Genomic DNA, 18,734 nt, shown 5'->3' on the forward strand with positions numbered 1-18,734 from the left:
AAGTCTACAGGGTAGGCGCAAAAAAATACCCCGGCATCACGGCCGCCGTGGCCTGCTGAAACGATGCACGGTGGCTGGTGGGCCATTATGCCAACGTATTGGAAAAAATATTCCACTAAAAATAATTCTGGAATAAATATTGATTGCCGCAGCCGGACGTTCTAGTCTGCATCCACCAAGAGCGTTTGCCGTCGCCACGGCGGCACAACGCAGGCTGATAAAAATAACAGGAGCCAGCATGGGCCAGACTCGTTTTGCCAGTGGGCGTCAATTGGATCTGATTTGCCTCGGGCGCCTGGGCGTCGACCTCTACGCACAGCAAGTGGGTGCGCGGCTTGAGGACGTGTCCAGCTTTGCCAAGTACCTCGGCGGCTCTTCCGCCAACATCGCTTTCGGCACGGCGCGGCTGGGGCTCAAGTCGGCGATGTTGAGCCGGGTAGGCGACGACCATATGGGTCGCTTTCTGGTGGAATCCCTGGCCCGTGAAGGCTGCGATGTCAGCGGGATCAAGGTCGACCCGGAACGCCTCACCGCCCTGGTGTTGCTCGGCCTCAAAGACCGCGAAACCTTCCCGCTGGTGTTCTACCGCGAAAACTGCGCCGACATGGCGCTGCGCGCCGAAGACATCAGCGAAGCCTTTATCGCTTCGAGCAAAGCGCTGCTGATCACCGGCACGCATTTCTCCACCGACAGCGTGTACAAGGCCAGCATCCAGGCCCTGGAGTACGCCGCCAAACACAACGTCAAGCGCGTCCTGGACATCGATTATCGCCCGGTGCTGTGGGGCCTGGCGGGCAAGGCTGACGGCGAAACGCGGTTTGTCGCCGACCAGAATGTGAGCGCGCATGTGCAGAAGATCCTGCCGCGGTTTGACCTGATCGTGGGCACCGAAGAGGAGTTCCTGATCGCCGGTGGCAGTGAAGACCTGCTTGGCGCGCTGCGGACTGTGCGCGAACTCACGCCCGCCACCCTGGTGGTCAAGCTGGGCCCGCAGGGCTGCACGGTGATTCACGGTGCGATTCCCGCGCGCCTGGAAGACGGCGCGATCTACCCTGGGGTGCGCGTCGAGGTGCTCAACGTGCTGGGCGCCGGCGATGCGTTCATGTCGGGCTTCCTCAGCGGTTGGCTCAACGACGCCGGCGATGAGCGTTGCAGCCAATTGGCCAACGCCTGCGGTGGCCTGGTGGTGTCGCGCCACGCCTGCGCACCCGCCATGCCGACCTCCGCCGAATTGGAGTACCTGTTCAACAGCCCGGTGCCGATCACCCGCCCGGACCAGGACGTGACCCTGCAACGTCTGCACCGTGTCACGGTGCCGCGCAAGGCGTGGAAGCAGTTGTTCATCTTCGCCTTCGATCATCGTTGGCAATTGGTCGACCTGGCGCAACGCGGTGGCCAGGACCCGACCCGTATCAGCGCTATCAAGCAGCTGTTTATCCAGGCCATCGAACGCGTGGAAACAAAGCTCGCCGATCAGGGTGTCGACGCCGATGTGGGCCTGTTGGCTGACCAGCGCTTTGGCCAGGACGCGCTCAACGCCGCCAGCGGCCGTGGCTGGTGGATCGCACGTCCGGTGGAGGTGCAGAACTCACGGCCCCTGGCCTTCGAGCACGGCCGTTCGATTGGTAGCAACCTGATCGCCTGGCCCCAGGAGCAGATCATCAAGTGCCTGGTGCAATTTCATCCAGACGACGAGCCGCTGCTGCGCCTGGAGCAGGAAGCCCAACTCAAGGCGGTGTACGAGGCTTCGCTGATAAGCGGCCATGAACTGCTGCTGGAAGTCATCCCGCCCAAGGAGCACCCGTCCACTTACCCCGATGTGCTCTACCGCAGCCTCAAGCGCCTTTACAACCTGGGCATTTACCCGGCGTGGTGGAAGATCGAAGCGCAGTCGGCCGAGGAGTGGGAAAAGCTTGACGCGCTGATTCACGAGCGTGATCCGTACTGCCGTGGCGTGGTGCTGCTGGGCTTGAATGCCTCGGCAGAGTGCCTTGCCGAAGGCTTTCGTCAAGCACGCCTGAGCACCACTTGCCGTGGGTTTGCCGTGGGGCGCACGATTTTCCAGGCGCCGAGCAAGGCGTGGATGGCGGGGGAGATCGATGACGAAACCCTGATCCAGCAGGTGCAGGCCACCTTCGAGCAACTCATTGCCGCCTGGCGCAGCGCGCGAAAGTAAACAGGCTCAAAGGCGGGAGCGAGCAAGCCCGCTCCCACACAACGCCGATCTAACCAGGCTTACGTCAGATAAAAACAAAAGGTGCAGCCATGCCCGCAATTCGAATTGGCATCAACCCGATCTCCTGGAGCAACGACGACCTGCCGGCCCTGGGTGGTGAAACGCCGCTGAGCACCGCTTTGAGCGAGGGCCAGGCGATCGGCTACGAAGGTTTTGAACTTAACGGCAAATTCCCCAAGGACGCCAAAGGCGTGGGCGATGTGCTGCGCCCCTATGACCTGGCGCTGGTCTCCGGCTGGTATTCCAGCCGCCTGGCGCGACGCTCGGTGGCCGAAGAGATCGAGGCGATTGCCGGCCATGTCGACGTGTTGAAACAGAACGGCGCCACGGTGCTGGTGTACGGCGAGGTGGCCGATTCGATCCAGGGTTCGCGCATTCGCCTGATCGAGCGCCCGCGCTTTCACAGCGAGCAGGCCTGGCAGGACTATGCCGACAAGCTCACGGAATTGGCGCGCTTCACCCTGTCACAGGGCGTGCGTCTGGCGTACCACCACCATATGGGCGCCTACGTCGAGTCCCCCGAAGACATCGACCAACTGATGCAGCGAACGGGCCCGGAAGTCGGCCTGTTGTTTGACTCGGGCCACTGTTACATGGGCGGCGGCGACCCTCTCCAGGTGCTGCGCAAACACATCGAGCGCGTCTGCCATGTGCACTTTAAGGATGTGCGCAAACCGGTGGTGCAACTGGCGCGCAACCAGATGTGGAGCTTCCCCGACTGCATCGTCAACGGCACCTTTACGGTGCCCGGCGATGGCGATATCGACTTTGCCGAACTGCTGGACGTGCTGCTCGCCGCCAACTACCAAGGCTGGCTGGTAGTGGAGGCCGAGCAGGACCCGGCGGTGGCGCCCAGCTATATCTATGCAAAAAAGGGTTATGACACGTTGCGTGCGCTTCTCAACGAGAGGACCAAACCATGAGCTTGCTGGTAAAGAGCAGTAAACGCGGGCAAACCATGGTCGCCCTGGAAGAGGGGCGCCTGGAATACGTAGGCTTTGCCGCCTACCGCCTGAGCCTTGGCGAAACCCTGCCGGTCACCGCCGGTGATCAGGAGCTGTGCGTGGTGCTGCTCAGCGGCCGCGTGACGATCGAAGGCGAGGGCTTCACCTGGCAGAACCTCGGTGATCGCCAGTCGGTGTTCGAAGACAAGTCGCCGTTCGCCGCGTACCTGCCGCCTGGCACCACGGCCCAAGTCACGGCGTTGAGCGACGTGCAGATCGCCGTGTGCGCCGCGCCCGGCGCGGGTGGTTACGCGCCACGCTTGATTCGCCCCGAAGACTGCAAGCGCAGCGTACGCGGCAAAGGCGCCAACACCCGCTATGTGTGCGACATCCTGCCCGATACCTCACCGGCCCATTCGCTGCTGGTGGTGGAAGTGCGCACACCGTCCGGGCACTCGTCGAGCTACCCGCCGCACAAGCACGACACCGATGACCTGCCGCACCAGAGCTTTCTGGAAGAGACCTACTATCACCAGATCAACCCACCCCAGGGCTTCGTGTTCCAGCGGGTGTACACCGACGACCGCAGCCTCGACGAGGCCATGGCCGTGGAAAACAGTGACCTGGTGGTGGTGCCCAAGGGCTACCACCCGGTCAGCGTGCCGTACGGCTACGAGTCTTACTACCTGAACGTGATGGCCGGGCCCAAGCGCGCCTGGCATTTCCACAATGACCCGCAGCACAGCTGGCTGCTGGACCTTTAAGCGGTTTTGGACGGAGAACAACAATGAAGTCGCCGCTACGTTTTGCCCTGAACCGTATGGTTGCCCCAGGCCTGTCCCTGCCGGACTTTATCCCGTTGGCGGCCGCGCTCAGGCGCGATGGGCTCGGCTTCCAAGCGTCTGCCCTGCGCCGCATGCGCTTGGCGGATATCCAACAGGCCCTGGGCGCGAGCATTGCCCACCTGCAAAAACGTTAAGGGGCGCGACATGACCACAACCCGACTGACCATGGCCCAGGCCCTGGTGAAGTTTCTGGATAACCAATACATCGAAGTCGATGGCGTGCAGAGCAAGTTCGTCGCCGGGGTGTTCACGATTTTCGGCCACGGCAACGTGCTGGGCCTGGGTCAGGCGCTGGAGCAGGACAGCGGTGACCTGGTGGTGCATCAGGGCCGCAATGAGCAGGGCATGGCCCACGCGGCCATCGGTTTTGCCAAGCAGCACCTGCGGCGCAGAATCTACGCGTGCACCGCGTCGGTCGGCCCCGGCGCGGCCAATATGCTGACCGCCGCGGCGACCGCCACCGCCAACCGCATCCCGTTGTTGCTGTTGCCCGGCGATGTGTACGCCAGTCGCCAGCCCGACCCGGTGCTGCAACAGATCGAGCAGTTCCACGACCTGAGCATCAGTACCAACGACGCGTTCCGCTCGGTGAGCAAATATTGGGACCGTATCAACCGTCCCGAACAACTGATGACCGCCGCGATTCATGCGATGCGGGTGTTGACCGACCCGGCGGAAACGGGCGCCGTGACCCTGGCGTTGCCCCAGGACGTGCAGGCCGAAGCCTGGGACTACCCGGATTATTTCCTGCAAAAGCGCGTGCACCGCATCGACCGGCGCCCGGCCACCGCTGCAATGATCAGCGATGCGTTGGCGGCGTTTCGCGGCAAGCGCAAACCGCTGATCATCTGCGGCGGCGGGGTGAAATACTCAGGCGCGAATGCCGCGCTGCAGGCCTTTGCCGAACGCTTTGATATCCCGTTCGCCGAAACCCAGGCGGGCAAGAGCGCGGTGGTGTCCAGCCACCCGTTGAACGTGGGCGGCCTGGGCGAGACCGGTTGCCTTGCGGCCAACCTGCTGGCGCCGCAGGCCGACCTGATCATTGGCATCGGCACCCGTTATACCGACTTCACCACCTCGTCCAAGTCGCTGTTCAAGCATGCCGAGGTGAGGTTTCTTAATCTGAATATCAGCCCCTGCGACGCGGTGAAACTCGACGGCGTGCAGGTGGTGGCCGACGCCAGGCTCGCCCTCGAAGCACTGGCCGATGCCCTGGGCGATTACCGCGCCGGCTGGGGTGAGCAGATCGCCGACGCCAAGGCGCAACTGGAGGCAGAGGTGGACCGTGTCCATCAGGTCGAATACCACGGCGATGATTTCGTGCCTGAAGTCGACGACCACCTGGACCGCGCGGTACTGCGTGAATTTATCGAGCTGACCGGCTCGAGCCTGACCCAGAGTCGCGTGCTCGGTGTGCTCAACGCCCGTCTGGCCGACGACGCAATCATCGTCGCCGCGGCCGGCAGCCTGCCCGGTGACCTGCAGCGTGCCTGGCGCAGCAAAGGCGTCAACACCTACCACGTCGAATATGGCTACTCGTGCATGGGCTATGAGATCAACGCCGCCCTGGGCGTGAAGCTGGCCGAGCCGACCAAGGAGGTGTATGCGCTGGTCGGCGATGGCTCCTACATGATGCTGCACTCGGAGCTGGCCACCTCGATTCAGGAGCGGCGCAAGATCAACGTGGTGCTGCTGGACAACATGGCCTTCGGTTGCATCAACAACCTGCAGATCGGCAATGGCATGGACAGCTTCGGCACCGAGTTCCGCTACCGCAACCCCGAGAGCGGCAAGCTTGACGGCGGCCTGGTGCCGGTGGATTTCGCCATGAGCGCGGCGGCCTATGGCTGCAAGACCTACAAGGTCAGCACCGTCGAACAGCTCGAAGCGGCGCTGGCCGATGCTCGCACGCAAACCGTTTCGACCCTGATCGACATCAAGGTACTGCCCAAAACCATGATCCACGGCTACCTGTCGTGGTGGCGGGTGGGCGTGGCGCAGGTGTCCACCCGCGAACGGACTCAAACTGCAGCGAAAAAACTCAATGAGCACCTGGCGAAGGCCCGGCAGTACTAAATAACAAGAGGAGTGTTTGTATGTCGTTGAAGCTTGGAGTGATCGGTACCGGTGCCATCGGCCGTGACCATATCCGTCGGTGCAGCCAGACCCTGCTCAACAGCCAGGTGGTGGCGGTGACCGACATCAACCTTGAGCAGGCCGCCAGGGTCGTCGCTGAGCTGAAGCTGGACGCCGAGGTGTACCCGGACGGCCACGCGCTGATCCACTCGCCGCAGGTGGACGCCGTGCTGGTGACCTCGTGGGGCCCGAGCCACGAAGAATTCGTGCTTGCCGCCATCGCCGCCGGCAAACCGGTGTTCTGTGAAAAACCCTTGGCCGTCACTGCCCAAGGCTGCCGCAAGATCGTCGAGGCCGAGGTGGCCCACGGTAAACGCCTGGTGCAGGTGGGCTTTATGCGCCCGTATGACGAAGGCTATCGCGCCCTCAAAGCCGTGATCGACAGCGGCCAGATCGGCGAGCCGCTGATGCTGCACTGCGCACACCGCAACCCGAAGGTGGGCGAGAACTACAAGACCGACATGGCGATCACCGACACCCTGATCCACGAGTTGGATGTACTGCGTTGGTTGCTCAACGACGATTATGTTTCGGTGCAGGTGGTGTTCCCGCGCAAGACCAGCAAGGCCCTGGCCCACCTGCGTGACCCGCAGATCGTGCTGCTGGAAACCGCCAGAGGCACGCGCATCGACGTGGAAGTGTTTGTGAACTGCCAGTACGGCTACGACATCCAGTGTGAAGTGGTCGGGGAGACCGGTATCGCCAAGTTGCCGGAGCCGTCCCAGGTGCAACTGCGCAGTGGCGCGAAGTTGTCCAACGCGATTCTGATGGACTGGAAGGACCGGTTTATCGGGGCGTATGACGTTGAGTTGCAGGCCTTCATTGATAGCGTGCGCGCCGGGCAGGTCGGCGGTCCGTCGGCGTGGGATGGATTTGCGGCAGCGGTGGCGGCGGATGCGTGTATCCAGGCGCAAAGCACTGAGCAGATCGTCAAGGTGAGCCTGCCGGATCGTCCGCGTTTTTACGGTTAAGGCGATCAGTGTGGGAAGGGGCAAGCTCCTTCCCACCGTTGATTGGGTTTCCATGTCAAAGAAGGAATAAGTCATGCGAATCGGACTAGTCGGCTACGGCCACGGAGGGCGCTTTTTTCATGCGCCGCTGATTGCCACATTGCCGGGCGCAACCTTCGTCGGCGTAGTCACACGTTCACCCGAACGCCGCCAGCAACTGGCGAACGATCATCCCGGCCTCCAGGCCTTCGACTCCATCGGCCAGATCGTCGAGGCCGGTGTCGACGCCCTGGTGATTTCCACCACCCTTAAAGGCCGCCCGGCCCTGGTGCTCGAAGCCATCGAACACGGGCTGGCGGTGGTCAGCGACAAACCCTTCGCGGCCAACGCCGAACAGGCCCAGGCGCTGATCACGGCGGCTGAGCGTCATGCCGTACTGCTGACGGTGTACCAGAACCGGCGCTGGGACTCGGATTACCTGACCCTGCGCAAACTGATTGACGCCGGGGCCCTGGGCACCATCACTCGTTTTGAATCCCGCGTGGAGCGCTTCAGCCCGCAAGCGGTCGGCAATGCCAGCGGTGGCGGTTGGTTGCGCGATCTGGGCAGCCATCTGGTGGACCAGGCGCTGCAATTGTTCGGCCCGGTGGACCGGGTGTTCGCGCAACTGCATTACACCGCCGAACATCCCAGCGTCGACCATGGGTTCTTCGTCTCGCTGACCCATGCCAACGGGGTGATTTCCCACCTGTGGGGCAATGCCCTGCAAAACAGCCAGGCCCCGCGGTTTCGGGTAAGCGGCAGCCTGGGGTGTTACACCGTCGAGGGGCTCGATGGCCAGGAAGAGGCGCTGATGGCCGGCAAGTCGCCGAAAACCGAGGGCGAGCACTGGGGCGCAGAAGAGCACCGGCGCTGGGGCTGGTTTGAGCATGGCGCGGACCGCGAGCGGGTGCCTTCGGAGAAAGGCTGCTGGACGCAGTTTTATCGGCAGTTGCAATCCGCTGTGCAAGGGCAGGGGGCCTTGCCGGTCGACGCGTATGAAGCGCTGGAAACTACCCGTATATTGGACGCCGCACGCCTGAGCGCCGAGCGCCAGCAGGTGGTTTCAACAAAAATAGAATAAAATTCTAAAACAGGTTGATATGGAAATTATTTTCCAATAAAGTCTTTTCCAGGTTGCATAAAGTACGTCGCGGACTCGATCCCGGCGACTCAACAAAAACAAGATCAAAACAACCAGGTACCGTCAGATGAAAATCTTCAACGCTGTACTGCGAGTTTTACGCCCTGCCCACACGCCACGCGATCTGCCCCGCGCCCGGCCGTTCTACTTTTCCTTCCTTAACGTGCTGTGCGTCGAAAACCACGGCGCGCTGGTCTGCTGCATTCCAGGCGCACCGGTCGTCCGACTGCCCGCCGAGCTCTGATAAACGCAACGTCCAAAAAACCAACAAGAAAGTGGAGACAGACCGTTCATGAAGACCCCGATTCGTTTTACCGCGCTGGCCTTGTCCATGCTGCTCGCCAGTGGTGTGGCCTCGGCTGCCGATCTGAAGATAGGCGTGAGTATGTCCGCCTTCGATGACACCTTTCTCACCTACCTGCGTGAGGACATGGACAAACAAGCCAAGTCTTATCCCAAGGGTGACGGCGTGCAGCTGCAGTTCGAAGACGCCCGCGCCGATGTGGTGAAACAACTGAGCCAGGTCGAGAATTTCATCAGCCAGAAAGTCGATGCGATCATCGTCAACCCGGTGGACACTGCCTCCACGGCCAATATCATCAAGGCCGCCACCGCGGCGAAAATCCCGCTGGTGTTCGTCAACCGTCGTCCCGACAGCGCGACGTTGGCCCCCGGTGTCGCGGCGGTGACCTCCGATGACGTGGAAGCCGGCAAGTTGCAAATGCAGTACATCGCCGAGAAGCTCGGCGGCAAGGGCAATATCGTGATTTTGCTCGGCGATCTGGCGAACAACTCCACCACCAACCGCACCAAGGGCGTAAAAGAAGTCCTGACCAAGTACCCAGGCATCAAGATCGAACAGGAGCAAACCGGCATTTGGCTGCGTGACAAGGGCATGACCCTGGTCAACGACTGGCTGACCCAGGGCCGCGACTTCCAGGCGGTGCTGGCCAACAACGATGAGATGGCGATCGGTGCGTCCATGGCCCTGAAATCAGCGGGCAAGAAAGGCGTGTTGATCGCCGGTGTCGACGGCACGCCGGACGGCCTGAACGCGATCACCAAGGGCGACATGACGGTATCGGCCTTCCAGGACGCCAAGGGTCAGGCGGACAAGTCGGTGGACACCGCGCGCAAGATGGCCAGGAACGAGCCCATCGAGCAGAACGTGGTGATCCCGTTCCAGCTGATCACGCCGGACAACGTCAAAGACTTCAAGTAGCCCTGACATAACAACAATAAGCCGGCAGGGCGGTCGTGCCCGCCCTGCCGATGGAGTACCGCCCTATGCTCGCTCAAGCCGCTGTCTCGCAGCCCCTCGGTATCCAGCCCCTGCCGCTGGACGAACCCTACCTGCTGGAAATCGTCAATATCAGCAAAGGCTTTCCCGGCGTCGTGGCCCTGGCCGACGTGCAACTGCGCGTGCGCCCCGGCACAGTGCTGGCGCTGATGGGGGAGAACGGTGCGGGCAAATCGACCTTGATGAAAATCATCGCTGGCATCTACCAGCCCGACGCCGGCGAAATTCGCCTGCGCGGAGAGCCCATCGTCTTTGAGACGCCGCTGGCGGCACAAAAGGCCGGGATCGCCATGATCCACCAGGAACTCAACCTGATGCCGCACATGAGCATCGCCGAGAACATCTGGATCGGCCGCGAGCAGCTCAACAGCCTGCACATGGTCAACCACCGCGAAATGCACCGCTGCACCGCCGAGTTGCTGGCGCGCCTGCGGATTAATCTGGACCCGGAAGAGCAGGTCGGCAACCTGAGCATCGCCGAGCGGCAGATGGTCGAGATTGCCAAGGCGGTGTCCTACGACTCCGACATCCTGATCATGGACGAGCCCACCTCGGCCATTACCGAAAAGGAAGTGGCGCACCTGTTTTCGATCATTGCCGACCTCAAATCCCAGGGCAAAGGCATCGTCTACATCACGCATAAAATGAACGAAGTGTTTGCCATCGCCGATGAAGTGGCCGTGTTCCGCGACGGTCACTATATCGGCCTGCAACGTGCCGACAGCATGAACAGCGACAGCCTGATCTCGATGATGGTGGGGCGTGAGCTGAGCCAGTTGTTCCCGGTGCGCGAGACGCCCATCGGCGAGCTGCTGCTGTCGGTGCGCGACCTGCGCCTGGACGGCGTGTTCAAGGACGTGTCGTTCGACCTGCATGCCGGCGAGATTCTCGGTATCGCCGGGCTGATGGGCTCGGGCCGTACCAATGTGGCGGAAACCATTTTTGGCATCACCCCAAGCGACGGCGGGCAGATCGTGCTGGACGGTCAGCCGGTCCGCATCAGCGACCCGCACATGGCCATCGAAAAAGGCTTTGCGCTGTTGACCGAGGACCGCAAGCTCAGTGGCCTGTTCCCCTGCCTGTCGGTGCTGGAAAACATGGAAATGGCTGTGCTGCCGCACTATTCGGACAACGGCTTTATCCAGCAGAAAGCCCTGCGCGCGCTGTGCGAAGACATGTGCAAAAAGCTGCGGGTCAAAACCCCGTCCCTGGAGCAGTGCATCGACACGCTGTCGGGCGGCAACCAGCAGAAAGCCTTGCTCGCGCGCTGGCTGATGACCAACCCGCGCCTGCTGATCCTGGACGAGCCGACCCGTGGCATTGACGTCGGGGCCAAGGCCGAGATCTACCGCTTGATCTCCTTCCTCGCCAGCGAGGGCATGGCGGTGATCATGATTTCCTCAGAGCTGCCCGAAGTGTTGGGCATGAGCGACCGGGTAATGGTGATGCATGAAGGCGAACTGATGGGCACCCTGGACCGCGCCGACGCGACCCAGGAAAAAGTCATGCACTTGGCCTCCGGGATGACCGCGGTCCACTGACGAACAGCCGTGCGGGCCTGCGGTTGGTCCGCGCCATAGAATAAAAAGGTGATTGGCTATGAACGCAATAACAGACAACAAGCCTGCCACGGCCCCGGTCAAGCAGCGGCGGCGCCTGCCCACCGAGCTGAGCATCTTCTTGGTGTTGATCGGTATTGGCCTGGTGTTTGAGCTGTTCGGCTGGATCGTGCGCGACCAGAGCTTTTTGATGAACGCTCAGCGCCTGGTGCTGATGATCCTGCAAGTCTCGATCATCGGCCTGCTGGCCATCGGTGTGACCCAAGTGATCATCACCACCGGGATCGACTTGTCATCCGGCTCGGTGCTGGCACTGTCGGCGATGATCGCCGCCAGTTTGGCGCAGACCTCCGACTTTTCCCGCGCCGTGTTCCCGAGCCTCACCGACCTGCCGGTATGGATTCCGGTGGCGATGGGGCTGGGTGTGGGGTTGCTGGCGGGGGCGATCAACGGCAGCATCATTGCAGTCACGGGGATCCCGCCGTTTATTGCGACCCTGGGCATGATGGTCTCGGCCCGTGGTCTGGCGCGTTATTACACCGAAGGCCAGCCGGTGAGCATGCTCTCCGATTCCTACACGGCGATCGGCCATGGCGCGATGCCGGTGATCATCTTTCTGGTCGTCGCGGTGATCTTCCATATCGCCCTGCGCTACACCAAGTACGGCAAATACACCTACGCCATCGGCGGCAACATGCAGGCGGCGCGGACCTCGGGGATCAACGTCAAGCGCCACCTGATCATCGTCTATAGCATCGCCGGCCTCCTGGCGGGCCTCGCCGGCGTCGTGGCCTCGGCACGCGCCGCCACCGGCCAGGCGGGTATGGGCATGTCCTACGAGCTGGATGCGATCGCGGCGGCGGTCATCGGCGGCACCAGCCTGGCGGGCGGGGTAGGGCGCATCACCGGCACGGTGATCGGCGCGCTGATCCTCGGGGTGATGGCCAGCGGCTTCACCTTCGTCGGCGTGGATGCTTATATTCAGGACATCATCAAGGGCTTGATCATCGTAGTGGCAGTGGTGATCGACCAATACCGCAACAAGCGCAAGCTCAAGCGATGAGTGGCAGCGGCAAGTGACAAGTGGCACGCTTTAAAGCTCTCCACTTGCCACTTGTAGCTTGCAGCTCATCCCATATAGCTGCTCTACGAACTTTCCTGCTATAAACGCACTCCGATGACCGTTCGCCAAGCCCGTCCTGGTGCCTTTTGGGGTTGTATCGGAAAAAATGCCTGTCTTTTCAGTTGCTGCGCCCTCAAGTCGGCCTTAGACTGCCGCCCCTCGTAAATTGAGTGCCGGGTGGCGCTTGGAATGGATGGCGCCGTTCCGAGGCCTGCACAGGTCGGCCGGAACGCTCCCTTATTCGCCTTAATGCACGTATTTTTTATAGAGAAATCAATGACAAAGGAAAAGTTGCTGGCCATGCCGGCGGATGACTACATGAATGCCGAACAGCACGCTTTTTTTGAGAAGTTGCTGCAAGACATGAAAGTGGAACACCACGAGCGCATTGAACAGAACCGTATCGCCATTGAAAGCCTGGACACCCCGGCTGACCCGGCTGACGCTGCTTCCGTGGAAGAAGAGCGCACCTGGCTGGTCAATGCGATCGACCGCGACCAGCGCATGCTGCCGCAGCTTGAGCGTGCACTGGAACGCATCAAGGAAGATTCCTTCGGCTGGTGCGATGACAGCGGCGAGCCTATTGGCCTCAAGCGCCTGCTGATCAGCCCTACCACCAAGTACTGCATCGAAGCCCAAGAGCGCCACGAGCAGATCGACAAGCACCAGCGCCAAGCCTGATGCGGTGAAGTTTGGGGGGATTGTTGAAGCGGTCCCCCAAAGAAAGACACGTTACGCCCCGTCTATTGATCTATTGCACGTACCCCACTAAAGGCCCATGGATAATGGCCCGATAGTGGCGTTAAATGCAGGAACAACAATGACAAGCAGTGGGGGTAACGACGATGGCTGGAGACGGAACTCTGATGGGCGCAGCTGTGCCACCGCAACCGGTGGTGCGCGGGTTGCCCGGCTGGCTCACGCCGCTTATGCAGAGCACCGCCCTGGTGCTGATACTGTTGGGCCTGGCCCTCGCCAGCCTGCCGATCTACCTCTGCCTGCCATTGGCCTTGCTGGTGATCTGGCTGCCCCGCCTGAGAGCGCCCAAACCGGCAACAATGCACACAGCGGCCACCGATGCCATCGGCGACCTGACCCGCGACCTGTCCTATACCACCAGCCATAACGCGCTGTCCGCCGCTGGCGTGGCCTATTCGGTCAAGCAACTGGCGGCCCGCGTGCAATCGCAACTGAGCGCGGCCAAACAGATTGTCAGCAGCGCCGAAGTGATGATCGGTACCGAACAAGTCACCTCGAAATTGAGCCGCGACGCCCTGGAAGCTGCCAGCCAGGCCCATCAGCGCAGTACCGAAGGCCGTGACGTGCTGGCCCAGTCGATCACCCGCATGCACCAGCTCAGCCAGCGTGCCAACGCCAGTCGCCAGTTGATCGAGGCGTTGAGCCAGCGCAGCGAAGAAATCCAGCGCGTCACCCTGGTGATCCAATCCATCGCCAGCCAGACCAACCTGCTGGCGCTTAACGCGGCGATTGAGGCGGCGCGCGCCGGCGAACATGGGCGCGGCTTCGCCGTGGTGGCCGATGAAGTGCGCGGGCTGGCCGGCCGCACGGCCACGGCCACCGATGAGGTCGGCGTGATGGTGGCGGATATCCAGCAGCGCACGGCTCAGGTGGTGGAGCAGATTCGCCAGTTGTCGGCGGACTTGAACACCGGTGTCGAGCAGGTGGAACACGCCGGCGAACAGTTGCACAGCATCGCCAGCCTGGCGGCAAATGTGGAAGTGCAGGTCAATGAAATCGCCCAGGGCGCCGACACCAATCGCCTCCAGCTCGACAGCCTGTTCCACGCCGTGGAGCAGATGCGCAGCGACCTCGATGTGAGTGACCAGCAGACCCGCCAACTGGCCGACGCCGCCGTGCAAATGGAAGGGCAGGCCGAAACCATCAGTGAACGCCTGGCGGCGGTCGGGCTGGATGACTATCACCAGCGGGTTTACGACCTGGCGCGCGAAGGGGCCAGTCGCATTGCGGCGCAATTCGAGGCCGACGTGCTGCAAAATCGTATCAGCCTGGACGACCTGTTCGACCGCAGTTACACGCCGATTGCCAATACCCATCCGAGCAAATACCACACTCGCTTCGACGGCTATACCGATCAGGTGCTGCCGGCGATTCAGGAAGCGCTGTTGCCGCGCCATGAGGGGCTGGTGTTCGCCATCGCCTGCACGCAACAGGGTTATGTGCCTACCCATAACAAGGCCTTTTCCCAGCCCTTGACCGGTGATGCCCAGGTCGATGCGGTGCAAAACCGCACCAAGCGCAAGTTCGACGACCGTACCGGGATCCGCTGCGGCAGCCATCAGCAAGCGGTGTTGTTGCAGACCTACACCCGCGATACCGGCGAGCTGATGCACGATCTGTCGGTACCGATCATGGTCAGGGGACGTCATTGGGGCGGGTTGCGCCTGGGGTATAAACCTGAGGGCGCCAAGGGCGTCTGAGGGAATTGTTGCTGTTTATGCAACGAAGCTATGTCGCGGGATCGCTTTTTCGCATTAATGGAACGTCGTAGCATGTCGCGCATTGTTAGCCAGCTAACGAATTGCGGAGAAGTGTTATGCAAAACAAAGTCGATGTCGCGGTGATTATCGGCAGTGGCGTCCCCGAAACCCTGCGCGCGCTGGGCCAGAACGCCTGTTGGGTGGTGCTGCTCGACGGTGAGCAGCGCGGCGCCGCGTTCGCCAGCCGCGATCAAGCGCATGCTTGCAAGGCTGCCTGGGAGGCGCAGTTGCGCCTGGAACGGTCAGGCAGCCTGCACTGAGTGCGTTACTGGCCTTGATGCAGGCGCTGGTTCAGCTCATCCACCGCGATGGCCCAGTCGGCGTCTTCGCGTAACTCCTCCTTGAGAAACTGCGCCTGCTGCGACGTCCAGAACGGTGCGTCGATGAGCTTGACGTCGTCACTCAGTGGGTGCGCGGCAATAAAGGCGTCGATAGCTTCGGGCGTCGACTCCAGGCCCAGTTGATCAAATAAGGTTTCGAGCGTAGGTATCGGCGCGTCCATGTAGTTCTCCCTGCGGTTTTGAAGGTGGTATGCATGGGAGGCCTGGAGCGTGACAGAGTTCGATCGGTGTCTCAGGAAGTCAGGGCCCCTGAATCCACGGCAGTCTTGAGGGCCAGGGCGGATTCTTTCCCGGCGCTGGCGGCAGTCTCCAGGGTCTTGAACCAACGGTCCTTTTCCACTTGGTGCGTTGTGACGGTGGTCAGCGGCGGCTTGGCGCGCATCACGATCACGGCTTGAAATTCACCGTCTACTTCCCTTGCGTCGCCATGAATGAAAAATTCGCCAATATCAAATTCCGTCACGTATCGCCTTCCCTTCGAGGTAACTAACTGCACTGATGAAACCTGACCCGCACGGGGCAAACTTCAATGGACGGGCCAGTATGGCAGTTGTTGAGGGGCGGCGGCGCAGTAAACTCACCCGGCTGACGAAACGATCCCTCCAGACAGGTTGGCTTCCAACTGTCTGGCCAGCTCGCAGGCTTGGATGTGGTCGCTGCGAAAACCTTTGATCCTGCCGCTGTTCACTTCAAGGATATGAAAGAAATTGCGCCCGGCAGGTACAACTTGGTAAAGAACGGAATTGGAGTACCCGCTGGGGCTGTGCAAGCAGTAGTATTGGCGTTCGTCCTGACAGGATGAACGAGCGCGGGAAGACGTAGCGTCGTGTTGACGTCGTTGCATGGTCAGCTCCTGTCGATTGATCTTGTTGGCACACCAGCAGTGTTTCGGGTGGTTTTGACCCCTGTTGCTGTTTTAGTATTGTCGTCTGCGCGTGGCACCTGGTTCCAAACCGAGGTGTTTTCGTTTGTACACGTTGTCGGAAACAGCGTTTTTAATTGGGTTATTCTCTGAAGCGGTTCGACCGGTATTCTCTGGTTAGTGAACCTGTGATTTCCTGTGATGCCGGATGACCTTGCACAAGGTCTGTCGTGTACGGCTGTACCCGTCGCGGGGCGCAGCAGCGGGGTCTTCTTCAGTTTTTTTCAAAGAGCATGTGCTGTGTGATCGTGCCTGTAAGGCCGTTTTTTTGTGCTGCCCGCGCTTGGCGGACAGCGCTCTTTTCGATGTGGGGGCGTTTCCTTGGCAGTCAGTAATCTGGATATGCACGCGTTGTTCGTGCTGGGTGATTTGCGCGCAAAGTTGGTCAAGCAGTTTCAATCTCGTTTCGTTTACATCACTGAGCAGACGCCGGAAGGCATCTACATCGCCGAAATCGATACCGAAACAGCGTTGGTCGTGGATGACAAACCTCGTTTGGAACTCAAAGTCGGTGACCACTTTCGCGCAGCTGTATTGCCCAGTCGCGAAGGCGGCAAGTTCGAACTCAAATTTCGCGACATCAAGTTGACGGTATATGGCCTGGGCGACTACGCCTTTGTTTCTTCAACCGAAGGTCAGGGCATCGTCTTCAAGGAAGGCCACAGCGTCATGCTGGTATTCGCCGCCAATGAACAACTGCAGGAAGGCCTGACCAAAACCCTCAAGGCCGTGACCGGCAAGGCCGCCAAGTGGCGCAAGGGTGAACTGGTGACATTCAAGGCCAGCGAATAACCGACAGCGAACATCTTCTATCTCCCGGAACCTCTTCTACAGTTGAGTTGACTTAACTATTCAGAGGCTTCGCGCGCATGCAGCAAAGCCGTCCGCTATCGGCTGCAACATCGCGAGGTGCAAGGGCATGAAAGGATTGAGAACGCTGTTGGCTGCTTCTCTGACGACGCTGAGTCTGTCAGTCGCTTCGCTGCCGGCTGCGGCCGCACCGGCGCCGGTGCACTTTGCCGACCTGAACTGGGAAAGCGGCAGCCTGATCACCGAAATACTGCGGGTGATTGTCGAGAAGGGCTATGAACTGCCGACCGACACCTTGCCCGGTACTACCATCACCCTGGAAACCGCCCTGGCCAAAAATGATATCCAGGTGATCGGCGAAGAATGGGCAGGTCGCAGCCCCGTGTGGGTCAAGGCCGAGGCCGAAGGCAAAGTGGTGGGTCTGGGCGATACCGTCAAAGGCGCGACCGAAGGCTGGTGGGTGCCGGAGTACGTGGTCAAGGGCGATCCCGTCAAAGGCATCAAACCCTTGGCGCCGGAGCTTAAAAGCGTGAAGGACCTGGCCCGCTACAAGGACGTGTTCAAGGACCCGGAATCCCCTGGCAAGGGCCGCTTTCTCAACAGCCCCATCGGCTGGACCTCGGAGGTGGTGAACAAGCAGAAGCTCAAAGCCTACGGCCTGGACGACAGCTACGTGAACTTTCGCAGCGGTTCGGGCGCGGCGCTGGATGCCGAAATCGCCTCGTCGATACGCCGTGGCAAACCGGTGTTGTTCTACTACTGGTCCCCCACGCCTTTGATGGGGCGCTACAAACTGATCCAGTTGGAAGAGCCGCCGTTCGATGCCGAGGCCTGGAAGACGCTGACGGACGCGGATAACCCCGATCCGAAGCCGACGCGGTCGCTGGCATCCAAGTTGAGCATCGGCGTGTCGACGCCGTTCCAACAGGCGCATCCGCAGATCGCGGCGTTTTTTGAGAAGGTCGAGTTTCCGATTGATCCGCTGAATAAGGCCCTGGCAAGCATGAGTGAGAACCACACAGCGCCACGGGAGGCGGCCCGGATGTTTATGAAAGCGCATCCAGAGGTGTGGAAGGCGTGGTTGACCGAGGATGTGGCGCAGAAGGTTGAAGCTGGGTTAAGTCAGTAAAGCGTGCACCGCGTGTGTGGGCTGGCCCACGTACGCGGTGCATTTGAGCATTGAAACGGGCGATTTGCATGAGGAACACTTTGCTGTCAGCCGCCGACGAAATGCCTGCAATAAATCTCCTGGCGACTATGCTGAGTCGCACCTTCTGAGGGAGACCCGCCATGAGCTTTGTCATCGCACGATGGATCGTCGGCGTTTTCACCTGCATCAGCATGGTGCACCTGTACTGGGCGGCTGGCGGCAAACTCGGCAGCCTCGCCGCCATCCCCCAACTTCCCGGCGAATTCGCCAGCGGGCCTCGCCCGGCGTTCAAACCCTCGGCGCTGGGCACCTTTTTAGTGGCCATGGGGTTGGTGGCGATTGCCGTGCTCGTGTGTCTGCGGGCTGGCCTGTATTTCTCGCCGGTGTCCCATGGGGCTTTGCAATGGGGCATCAGTGCGATTGCGTTGGTGATGTTCGCCAGGGCGATTGGGGATTCGGAATTGGTGGGGTTTTTCAAGAAGGTAGGCGGATCTCGGTTTGCGCGGCTGGATACCTGGTTTTATTCGCCGTTGTGTTTGGTCTTGGGGGCGGGGTTGTTGGTGGTGGCATGGAGTTGAGGGGCTGATCGCTCGGTAAAGGGCAAGGCGTCGACGCGCTGCCGCAGCCAAAAGCGTCAGGATGAACGGTTGGCAACATCACAGAGGGCTGACCAACAAAGGGACAGAACCGCGCTAGCCCAGCTCAATGGGCTACAC

19 protein-coding genes and 1 pseudogene are annotated in these 18,734 nt (G+C 61.0%); 17 read left to right on the top strand and 3 right to left on the bottom strand.

Features of this window, described 5'->3' with window-relative positions:
- The first annotated feature begins 238 nt into the window (after window positions 1–238).
- The 14 genes and pseudogenes from iolC to PSH59_RS11265 all read left to right on the top strand — a co-directional run bounded on the left by iolC (window position 239) and on the right by PSH59_RS11265 (window position 15,055).
- Window positions 239–2,176, top strand: a complete 1,938-nt coding sequence (iolC, locus tag PSH59_RS11200) for a 5-dehydro-2-deoxygluconokinase (RefSeq protein ID WP_305395057.1) — start codon at window positions 239–241, stop codon at window positions 2,174–2,176.
- An 89-nt stretch (window positions 2,177–2,265) separates the two neighbouring features.
- Window positions 2,266–3,159: a myo-inosose-2 dehydratase gene (iolE, locus tag PSH59_RS11205; protein ID WP_305395058.1), complete on the top strand. Its 894-nt coding sequence runs from the start codon at window positions 2,266–2,268 to the stop codon at window positions 3,157–3,159.
- Window positions 3,156–3,944, top strand: a complete 789-nt coding sequence (iolB, locus tag PSH59_RS11210) for a 5-deoxy-glucuronate isomerase (protein ID WP_305395059.1) — start codon at window positions 3,156–3,158, stop codon at window positions 3,942–3,944. Before iolE ends, iolB begins: the two co-directional genes overlap by 4 nt.
- Before the next feature lie 23 nt (window positions 3,945–3,967).
- Window positions 3,968–4,069 (top strand): annotated as a pseudogene (locus tag PSH59_RS26295) (xylose isomerase); the annotation flags it as partial.
- A gap of 100 nt (window positions 4,070–4,169) precedes the next feature.
- Window positions 4,170–6,101 carry a 3D-(3,5/4)-trihydroxycyclohexane-1,2-dione acylhydrolase (decyclizing) gene (gene iolD / locus PSH59_RS11220; protein WP_305395061.1) on the top strand — a complete coding sequence of 644 codons (1,932 nt, stop codon included), beginning with the start codon at window positions 4,170–4,172 and terminating at the stop codon, window positions 6,099–6,101.
- A 20-nt stretch (window positions 6,102–6,121) separates the two neighbouring features.
- Window positions 6,122–7,132: a Gfo/Idh/MocA family protein gene (locus PSH59_RS11225; RefSeq protein WP_305395062.1), complete on the top strand. Its 1,011-nt coding sequence runs from the start codon at window positions 6,122–6,124 to the stop codon at window positions 7,130–7,132.
- Window positions 7,133–7,205: 73 nt separating this feature from the next.
- Complete coding sequence (locus PSH59_RS11230) at window positions 7,206–8,234, top strand: Gfo/Idh/MocA family oxidoreductase (RefSeq protein ID WP_305395063.1); 1,029 nt, start codon at window positions 7,206–7,208, stop codon at window positions 8,232–8,234.
- Window positions 8,235–8,361: 127 nt separating this feature from the next.
- On the top strand, window positions 8,362–8,538 hold the full coding sequence (locus PSH59_RS11235; RefSeq protein WP_305395064.1) for a hypothetical protein: 177 nt from the start codon (window positions 8,362–8,364) through the stop codon (window positions 8,536–8,538).
- A 48-nt stretch (window positions 8,539–8,586) separates the two neighbouring features.
- Window positions 8,587–9,516 carry a sugar ABC transporter substrate-binding protein gene (locus tag PSH59_RS11240; RefSeq protein ID WP_305395065.1) on the top strand — a complete coding sequence of 310 codons (930 nt, stop codon included), beginning with the start codon at window positions 8,587–8,589 and terminating at the stop codon, window positions 9,514–9,516.
- Window positions 9,517–9,581: 65 nt separating this feature from the next.
- Window positions 9,582–11,135 (top strand): sugar ABC transporter ATP-binding protein, encoded by a 1,554-nt coding sequence (locus tag PSH59_RS11245; protein WP_305395066.1) that lies wholly within the window; start codon window positions 9,582–9,584, stop codon window positions 11,133–11,135.
- 58 nt (window positions 11,136–11,193) lie between these two features.
- A complete protein-coding gene (locus PSH59_RS11250; RefSeq protein ID WP_248082647.1) occupies window positions 11,194–12,216 on the top strand; it encodes an ABC transporter permease in 1,023 nt (340 codons plus the stop codon).
- 336 nt (window positions 12,217–12,552) lie between these two features.
- A complete protein-coding gene (locus PSH59_RS11255) occupies window positions 12,553–12,957 on the top strand; it encodes a TraR/DksA C4-type zinc finger protein (protein WP_003191666.1) in 405 nt (134 codons plus the stop codon).
- A 548-nt stretch (window positions 12,958–13,505) separates the two neighbouring features.
- Complete coding sequence (locus tag PSH59_RS11260; protein ID WP_370694419.1) at window positions 13,506–14,735, top strand: methyl-accepting chemotaxis protein; 1,230 nt, start codon at window positions 13,506–13,508, stop codon at window positions 14,733–14,735.
- Window positions 14,736–14,851: 116 nt separating this feature from the next.
- Entirely contained in the window at window positions 14,852–15,055 is a 204-nt protein-coding gene (locus tag PSH59_RS11265) for a hypothetical protein (RefSeq protein ID WP_305395068.1), read from the top strand.
- 5 nt (window positions 15,056–15,060) lie between these two features.
- Here the strand turns inward: PSH59_RS11265 and PSH59_RS11270 are convergent, their stop codons facing one another.
- The 3 genes from PSH59_RS11270 to PSH59_RS11280 all read right to left on the bottom strand — a co-directional run bounded on the left by PSH59_RS11270 (window position 15,061) and on the right by PSH59_RS11280 (window position 15,980).
- Window positions 15,061–15,297, bottom strand: a complete 237-nt coding sequence (locus PSH59_RS11270) for a DUF2789 domain-containing protein (RefSeq protein WP_248082642.1) — start codon at window positions 15,295–15,297, stop codon at window positions 15,061–15,063.
- 71 nt (window positions 15,298–15,368) lie between these two features.
- Window positions 15,369–15,599, bottom strand: coding sequence for a hypothetical protein (locus PSH59_RS11275; RefSeq protein WP_248082640.1), 231 nt, complete (start codon window positions 15,597–15,599; stop codon window positions 15,369–15,371).
- 114 nt (window positions 15,600–15,713) lie between these two features.
- Window positions 15,714–15,980: a hypothetical protein gene (locus PSH59_RS11280; RefSeq protein WP_248082639.1), complete on the bottom strand. Its 267-nt coding sequence runs from the start codon at window positions 15,978–15,980 to the stop codon at window positions 15,714–15,716.
- Between the two features lie 420 nt (window positions 15,981–16,400).
- On the opposite strand from PSH59_RS11280, the gene PSH59_RS11285 reads away from it, so the two are divergent.
- The 3 genes from PSH59_RS11285 to PSH59_RS11295 all read left to right on the top strand — a co-directional run bounded on the left by PSH59_RS11285 (window position 16,401) and on the right by PSH59_RS11295 (window position 18,596).
- Window positions 16,401–16,850 carry a hypothetical protein gene (locus PSH59_RS11285; protein WP_053256453.1) on the top strand — a complete coding sequence of 150 codons (450 nt, stop codon included), beginning with the start codon at window positions 16,401–16,403 and terminating at the stop codon, window positions 16,848–16,850.
- A gap of 127 nt (window positions 16,851–16,977) precedes the next feature.
- Complete coding sequence (locus tag PSH59_RS11290; protein ID WP_305395069.1) at window positions 16,978–17,997, top strand: ABC transporter substrate-binding protein; 1,020 nt, start codon at window positions 16,978–16,980, stop codon at window positions 17,995–17,997.
- A gap of 161 nt (window positions 17,998–18,158) precedes the next feature.
- On the top strand, window positions 18,159–18,596 hold the full coding sequence (locus PSH59_RS11295) for a DUF3995 domain-containing protein (RefSeq protein WP_248082636.1): 438 nt from the start codon (window positions 18,159–18,161) through the stop codon (window positions 18,594–18,596).
- Window positions 18,597–18,734 lie beyond the last annotated feature (138 nt).

Source organism: Pseudomonas sp. FP2309 (genome assembly GCF_030687575.1).
Lineage (GTDB): Bacteria > Pseudomonadota > Gammaproteobacteria > Pseudomonadales > Pseudomonadaceae > Aquipseudomonas.

Bases quoted from the DNA above. Each gene is read 5' to 3' on its own strand.
- iolC (WP_305395057.1), top strand. From the start codon at position 239: ATGGGCCAGACTCGTTTTGCCAGTGGGCGTCAATTGGATCTGATTTGC.
- iolE (WP_305395058.1), top strand. From the start codon at position 2,266: ATGCCCGCAATTCGAATTGGCATCAACCCGATCTCCTGGAGCAACGAC.
- iolB (WP_305395059.1), top strand. From the start codon at position 3,156: ATGAGCTTGCTGGTAAAGAGCAGTAAACGCGGGCAAACCATGGTCGCC.
- iolD (WP_305395061.1), top strand. From the start codon at position 4,170: ATGACCACAACCCGACTGACCATGGCCCAGGCCCTGGTGAAGTTTCTG.
- PSH59_RS11225 (WP_305395062.1), top strand. From the start codon at position 6,122: ATGTCGTTGAAGCTTGGAGTGATCGGTACCGGTGCCATCGGCCGTGAC.
- PSH59_RS11230 (WP_305395063.1), top strand. From the start codon at position 7,206: ATGCGAATCGGACTAGTCGGCTACGGCCACGGAGGGCGCTTTTTTCAT.
- PSH59_RS11235 (WP_305395064.1), top strand. From the start codon at position 8,362: ATGAAAATCTTCAACGCTGTACTGCGAGTTTTACGCCCTGCCCACACG.
- PSH59_RS11240 (WP_305395065.1), top strand. From the start codon at position 8,587: ATGAAGACCCCGATTCGTTTTACCGCGCTGGCCTTGTCCATGCTGCTC.
- PSH59_RS11245 (WP_305395066.1), top strand. From the start codon at position 9,582: ATGCTCGCTCAAGCCGCTGTCTCGCAGCCCCTCGGTATCCAGCCCCTG.
- PSH59_RS11250 (WP_248082647.1), top strand. From the start codon at position 11,194: ATGAACGCAATAACAGACAACAAGCCTGCCACGGCCCCGGTCAAGCAG.
- PSH59_RS11255 (WP_003191666.1), top strand. From the start codon at position 12,553: ATGACAAAGGAAAAGTTGCTGGCCATGCCGGCGGATGACTACATGAAT.
- PSH59_RS11260 (WP_370694419.1), top strand. From the start codon at position 13,506: ATGATCGGTACCGAACAAGTCACCTCGAAATTGAGCCGCGACGCCCTG.
- PSH59_RS11265 (WP_305395068.1), top strand. From the start codon at position 14,852: ATGCAAAACAAAGTCGATGTCGCGGTGATTATCGGCAGTGGCGTCCCC.
- PSH59_RS11270 (WP_248082642.1), bottom strand. From the start codon at position 15,297: ATGGACGCGCCGATACCTACGCTCGAAACCTTATTTGATCAACTGGGC.
- PSH59_RS11280 (WP_248082639.1), bottom strand. From the start codon at position 15,980: ATGCAACGACGTCAACACGACGCTACGTCTTCCCGCGCTCGTTCATCC.
- PSH59_RS11285 (WP_053256453.1), top strand. From the start codon at position 16,401: ATGCACGCGTTGTTCGTGCTGGGTGATTTGCGCGCAAAGTTGGTCAAG.
- PSH59_RS11290 (WP_305395069.1), top strand. From the start codon at position 16,978: ATGAAAGGATTGAGAACGCTGTTGGCTGCTTCTCTGACGACGCTGAGT.
- PSH59_RS11295 (WP_248082636.1), top strand. From the start codon at position 18,159: ATGAGCTTTGTCATCGCACGATGGATCGTCGGCGTTTTCACCTGCATC.